Origin of the sequence: Burkholderia sp. Bp8963, assembly GCF_003854275.1 — a bacterium.
Taxonomy (GTDB): Bacteria; Pseudomonadota; Gammaproteobacteria; order Burkholderiales; family Burkholderiaceae; genus Burkholderia.
On sequence record NZ_QTQP01000148.1, the window covers coordinates 1 to 1,315 of the forward strand.

General features: G+C 65.2%; 1 protein-coding gene. It reads right to left on the reverse strand.

Features of this window, described 5'->3' with window-relative positions:
* Positions 1-1,315: discoidin domain-containing protein (locus DID96_RS37720; protein ID WP_124604391.1), on the reverse strand; the 1,315-nt coding region annotated here is incomplete at both ends.

The window sequence follows — 1,315 nt, forward strand, 5'->3', positions numbered from 1 at the left end:
TACGACCCCCACACCTGCATCTCGTCGAGCGAGTAGCCCCACGGCGTCGCGCGCTTCGTGCCGTACATCCGCACGTAGCGGCCGCGGCCGTTGAGGTTCGGCAGCGTGACGTGGCCCCAGGCGACGCCGTTGCTCGTCGAGTAAAGCGTCGTCCAGTTCACGTTGTCGTTCGACGTCTGGATCTGATAGACGAGCGCGCCGGCGTCCCAGTAGAGATCGACGTGATCGATGGTCTTAACGGCGCCGAGATCGACGGACAGCCATTGCGGATCGACGCCGGTGCCTTCCGGCGAATCCCAGCGCGTGCTGGTGGTGTTGCCGTCGAACGCCTTGTCCGCCGTCAGCGACGTGTTGTAGCTGGCCGACGCGGCCGCCGGATGCCCTTGCGACAGCAGCGTGGCCTGCTTCGCGGCCGGGCCGCCGTAGTAGCTCGAGCCGAGCTTGGCCTTCGTCGTGTCGGCGTTCACGCCGAACTGCGACAGGCTCCAGCGCTGGCCGGTCGTGACATCGCCCACGTAGAGCTGATAGCCGCCCGCGGTCGTCGACGAGAAGAACAGGTAGTTCGTGCCGCTGACCGGCGCCGGATCGGAGTTGTTGCTGATGCAGTCGTTGATCGACAGCTGGTTCGGCGTCGATGCCGGGTCGGCCGTCTTCGCATAGATCTGGTCGAGCTGGCTCGTGTCCTTCCAGCGCGCGTAGAACACCGTGCCGTCCGCGCGCACGATCGGATAGTAGGTCTGCAATCCTGACGGATTGTCGAACACGGCCGTCGCGCCGGTCGCGATCGTGCGCTTCATCAGGCCCATGTTCGCGCCGGTGCCGGTCGCGTAGTAGACGGCGCTGGCGTCCGGCGCGAGAAACGGCATCGAGTATTCGGCGCCGGCCGGCGCGTTCGTCAGGCTCACGACCGACGTGAACACCGGGCCCGCGCTCGTATACGACAGCGTGGCCTGCTTGACGTCGCCGTTCTGCTTGAACACGAGGGTCTTGCCGTCCGCGCTGAACTTCGGGTCTTCGTTGCGGGTGGCGCCCGTGCTGTTCGTCATGTTGATCGGCGGGTTGCTGCTGCCGAGTTGATACATGAACACGTTCCATGCGCCGTTGCTGATGCCCATGAACGCGATCCACGTGCCATCCGGGCTGAACACCGCGTTCATCGGGTCGGTGATGCCCCACGCGCTCTTGCTCAACTGGGTCAGCGTGCGCGCCGAGAAGTCGTACAGGAACAGCTGGCTCGTGCCGTCACCGTAGGACACATAGCTGTGATAGACGAGCTTGCCCGTCAGCGCGCTCGGAAACGACGCGTTGGACTGGG